Source organism: Streptomyces sp. NPDC055078, from assembly GCF_053607985.1.
On record NZ_JBSGUP010000754.1, the window covers coordinates 1 to 3,759 of the forward strand.

At 68.8% G+C, this 3,759-nt stretch carries 6 protein-coding genes; 4 read left to right on the forward strand and 2 right to left on the reverse strand.

The genetic code is table 11. The annotated features are described in order from the left end of the window. The first annotated feature begins 226 nt into the window (after window positions 1-226). The 3 genes from ACWF94_RS36050 (at window position 227) to ACWF94_RS36060 (ending at window position 2,114) form a co-directional block, all read left to right on the forward strand. Entirely contained in the window at window positions 227-826 is a 600-nt protein-coding gene (locus ACWF94_RS36050; protein ID WP_453498646.1) for a 50S ribosomal protein L25/general stress protein Ctc, read from the forward strand. Between the two features lie 161 nt (window positions 827-987). After that, window positions 988-1,584 carry an aminoacyl-tRNA hydrolase gene (pth, locus tag ACWF94_RS36055; protein ID WP_453498649.1) on the forward strand — a complete coding sequence of 199 codons (597 nt, stop codon included), beginning with the start codon at window positions 988-990 and terminating at the stop codon, window positions 1,582-1,584. Between the two features lie 65 nt (window positions 1,585-1,649). After that, on the forward strand, window positions 1,650-2,114 hold the full coding sequence (locus ACWF94_RS36060; protein WP_453498652.1) for a hypothetical protein: 465 nt from the start codon (window positions 1,650-1,652) through the stop codon (window positions 2,112-2,114). A 102-nt stretch (window positions 2,115-2,216) separates the two neighbouring features. On the opposite strand, the gene ACWF94_RS36065 is transcribed toward ACWF94_RS36060, so the two are convergent. Together ACWF94_RS36065 and ACWF94_RS36070 are read right to left on the reverse strand one after the other, a co-directional pair. Continuing rightward, entirely contained in the window at window positions 2,217-2,432 is a 216-nt protein-coding gene (locus tag ACWF94_RS36065; protein ID WP_453498655.1) for a DUF397 domain-containing protein, read from the reverse strand. Further along, window positions 2,429-3,268 (reverse strand): helix-turn-helix domain-containing protein, encoded by an 840-nt coding sequence (locus tag ACWF94_RS36070; protein WP_453498658.1) that lies wholly within the window; start codon window positions 3,266-3,268, stop codon window positions 2,429-2,431. The genes ACWF94_RS36065 and ACWF94_RS36070 overlap by 4 nt, the downstream gene beginning before the upstream one ends. A gap of 103 nt (window positions 3,269-3,371) precedes the next feature. On the opposite strand from ACWF94_RS36070, the gene ACWF94_RS36075 reads away from it, so the two are divergent. Next, entirely contained in the window at window positions 3,372-3,644 is a 273-nt protein-coding gene (locus ACWF94_RS36075; protein ID WP_453498660.1) for a hypothetical protein, read from the forward strand. The last annotated feature ends 115 nt before the right edge of the window (window positions 3,645-3,759 follow it).

Consider the following 3,759-nt stretch of genomic DNA (forward strand, 5'->3'; position numbering starts at 1 on the left):
CTCCGGGAGGGTGCGGCCCTGACCGCTGCCCCGACCGCTGCCCTGAGGGTGCGGTCGGCTGCCCTTGATCGATTGGGTGGGCGGGCCCGCCGTGCGTAGACTGTCGAAGTTGCTCGGCGAGGGAGGCCGCACATATCCGTGCGGCGGTCCGTTATCGACGCGCTCTTCGTAGCAGGCTGTCGTGGCCGGGTGACCACCAGATCTGCTTGCTATACGAGGAGTGCACATGTCCGAGGTGAAGATCGCCGCCGGCGTCCGTACCGAGTTCGGCAAGGGCGCCGCCCGCCGCGTCCGCCGCGACAACAAGGTTCCCGGCGTCCTGTACGGCCACGGCACCGACCCGGTCCACATCACGCTGCCGGGCCATGAGCTGCTGCTCGCCCTGCGTACCCCGAACGTTCTGCTCTCCCTGGACATCGAGGGCCACAACACCGAGCTGGCGATCCCCAAGGCCGTCCAGCGCGACCCGATCAAGGGCTTCCTGGAGCACGTGGACCTGCTCCTCGTGAAGCGCGGCGAGAAGGTCACCGTCGAGATCCGCGTGCTCACCGAGGGCGAGCTGGCCCCGGGCAACTTCCTCCTGGAGCACGTGCTCAACACGCTGCCCGTCGAGGCCGAGGCCACCCACATCCCCGAGTCCGTCACGGTCTCCATCGCCGGTCTTGAGGGCGGCGCGTCCGTGCTCGCCAAGGACATCCCGCTGCCCGCCGGTACGACCCTGGCCGTGGACGAGGACGCCGTCGTCCTCCAGGTCCTGGCCGCCCAGGCGGAGGAGCCCGCCGCCGGTGGCGAGAGCGCCGAAGGCGACGAGGCCGCCGAGGTCTGATCGCCCCTGGAGCGCCGGGGCGCGGTCCGATCGCCCCGCCCGCGCTCCGTTCCTCAGCCGCCGTCCGCGCCCTGCCGCGCGGGCGGCGGAAGACTGTCCGCACGGAACGCGGGCGGCGGCAGGCTGTCCGTACGGGTGAGACACGGGAGAGATGACGCAGTATGACGACCGACGCGAACGCCCCCTGGCTCATCGTGGGCCTGGGCAACCCGGGCCCCGGCTATGCCGCGAACCGGCACAACGTGGGGTTCATGGTCGCCGACCTGCTCGCCGAGCGCATGGGCGGAAAGTTCAAGCGCGCACCGGGCGCCCAGGCCCAGGTGGTCGAGGGCCGCATCGGCCCCCCGGGCCCCGCGAGCCGCCGGGTGGTCCTGGCCAAGCCGCTGTCGTACATGAACCTCTCCGGCGGACCGGTCACCGCCCTGCGCGACTTCTACCGGATCGATACGGCGCACATCATTGCCGTCCATGACGAACTGGACATCGATTACGGCACACTCCGGCTGAAGCTCGGCGGCGGTGACAACGGGCACAACGGGCTGAAGTCCATGACCAAGGCCATGGGCCCCGACTACCACCGCGTCCGCTTCGGCATCGGCCGCCCGCCCGGCCGGATGCAGGTGGCCGACTTCGTCCTCAAGGACTTCTCCTCGGTGGAGCGCAAGGAACTCGGCTACTTCGTCGACCGCGCCGCCGACGCGGTGGAGTCCCTCGTGTCCGACGGGCTGGAGCGGGCCCAGAGTACGTACAACTCCTGACAGTCCCGGCGAAGTCCGGGCCATGAGTTGACCGGGCGCGGTCGAATACCCAAGGATCGCGCCCCATGAGCAACATGCTCCACTACAGTCGCCGTGCGGCGAGCGGACTCGTCGCGCTGCTCGTGTTGGTGGCCGGCTTCTGGTCCTCCTGGGACACCGCCCAGCATGTGATCCTCGCGAAGGGCCGCGAGCACGGCGCCTTCACCGTCGCCCGGTGCGACGACACCACCTGCTCCGGCCGCTACGAGCCCACCGACCCCGCCGGGGCCTCCCCGCCCCGTACCGCGTACACCATCGACAAGTCCGTCGCAACCAAAGAGGGCGCCCGCCTCTCCGTCGTCGTCAAACCCGGCACCACCGAACTCGTCCGCCGCGGCCCCGCCGGCCTCTTCCACTCCTGGCTCCCCCTCGGCGGCGCCCTCCTCCTCGCCGCGCTGCTCATCGGCGGCGGGATGCGGCTGCCGCGGCTGGCTTGGGGGGCGGCGGGGGTGGGGGCGGTGGTGCTTGTGGGCACGTTCTTCACCCTGTAGCCGAGGGGGGTGTCCTCCCCCGGTCCGCGTAGTCAGCCGCGAGGAGGAAGCCCCGCCGACTCCGGAGGACGGGAGTCGACGGGGCTCGGGGTCGTGCGGGTCCTAAAGGCCGGCGGTCCGTGCCAGCGTCACCAGTCCGGCGAATGCGGCAGGGGTGACCATGAGGACCGGCCCGGCAGGGCGCTTGGAATCCCGCACGGGGACTATGCCGGTAGCGGACGCGTGCGTGGGGGCCCACTCGACGCAGGAGCCGCCGTTCTGACCGCTGTACGAAGACTTGACCCAGTGGAGAGGGGGGGAATGGGTTGAGGCCGTCACGAGATGTCCTTTCTTAGCCGTTCGATCATGGTGACTGACTCCGCCTGAGAGGCCGCTTCGGTCTGTAGCTGATGGTAATTCCTCATCAGCGGGAGAACGGAGTTCAGTTCGCGGTTGAGATGGCCCTGGGTCTGTGACTCGACGTAGGACATCAGGGACCGGTCAGCCATCGTCAGAAGGTGGACCAACCGACTGAACGGCTGCCTTTCGCCCATGTCGAACGGCGAGATCTGGAGCGATGTGTTCGACTGCTTGGCGAACTCGATCAACCGCTCCAACTGGGCATCCATTACGGCGGGCCCGCCGATGGATCGACGGACACAGCTCTCGTCGAGCACCACGAAGATGATCGGCGGGGATGTCCGCGAGAGCGCGGCTTGCCGCTCCATGAGGAACTCGACCCGCTCGACGGCCTGCTCGGGTGTGATGTCCCCTCGCTGAACAGTGCTGTTTTCCAGTGCCTGCGCGTACTCCCGGGTCTGGAGCGGGCCGGGAATGAGTCCCGACTCAAACAGCCGGACCTCAGCCGCACGCCCCTCGTGCCCCACGTACTCAGGGAACCCTTCCAACAAGCTGCCGTTGTGCATCTCGTGCCACTGACGTTCGAACGTGGCATCCAGCCCCGTCAGGCCAAAAACTGCGTCAGCAGCCTTCGCAAAGTGCAAGGACGGTTTTTTGCGGGTGGTCTCTACGCCCGAAATGTGGCCGCTGGACGTGCCCATGCGTTGGGACAGATCCTCTTGCGTCCAGCCTTTCGCCTCGCGTGAGCTGCGGAGACGTGCGCCGAACGCCGCTTGTGGCGATGCGTCCGGGTTCAGCTCCTTGCGGTTCACCATCTGTCCCCCAACTGTCCCGTCCGTGAAGCCACGTTGATTGGGTTCTGACTCTACGCCACTCTGATGGCCCCCGGTAGTGGAAGCACTACGGAGAGGAGCGGCCATGTCCGGGAAGAACGTAGCGACGGAACGTCAAAAGCCCCAACTCGGCGTCGGTGACCTGGTGTTCGACACCAGCACGGGAACCCTCGGGGTGCTCATGGACACCGGCACGGACGCGGGGGACGGCCCCTACTCCCTCCGCCCTCCCCGTGGCGGCATCGAGTGGACCACCTCCCGGGAGAACGTTCGCCCGGCGACCGTGACGGATCAGCTCCGGCCCGCCCTGACCGAGGTGAACGCCCGCAGCAGCCGGCAAGGCGGCCCGGCACGGTGACGACCAGACGCTTCCGGTACGTCGGCCGGTCCCCCCTGCCCCCGCTCTCCGCGTGGCAGCGCCCCTGACGCTGCGGAGGAACACGCGAGAGCGGCACCCCCTCGGACCTGCCGTG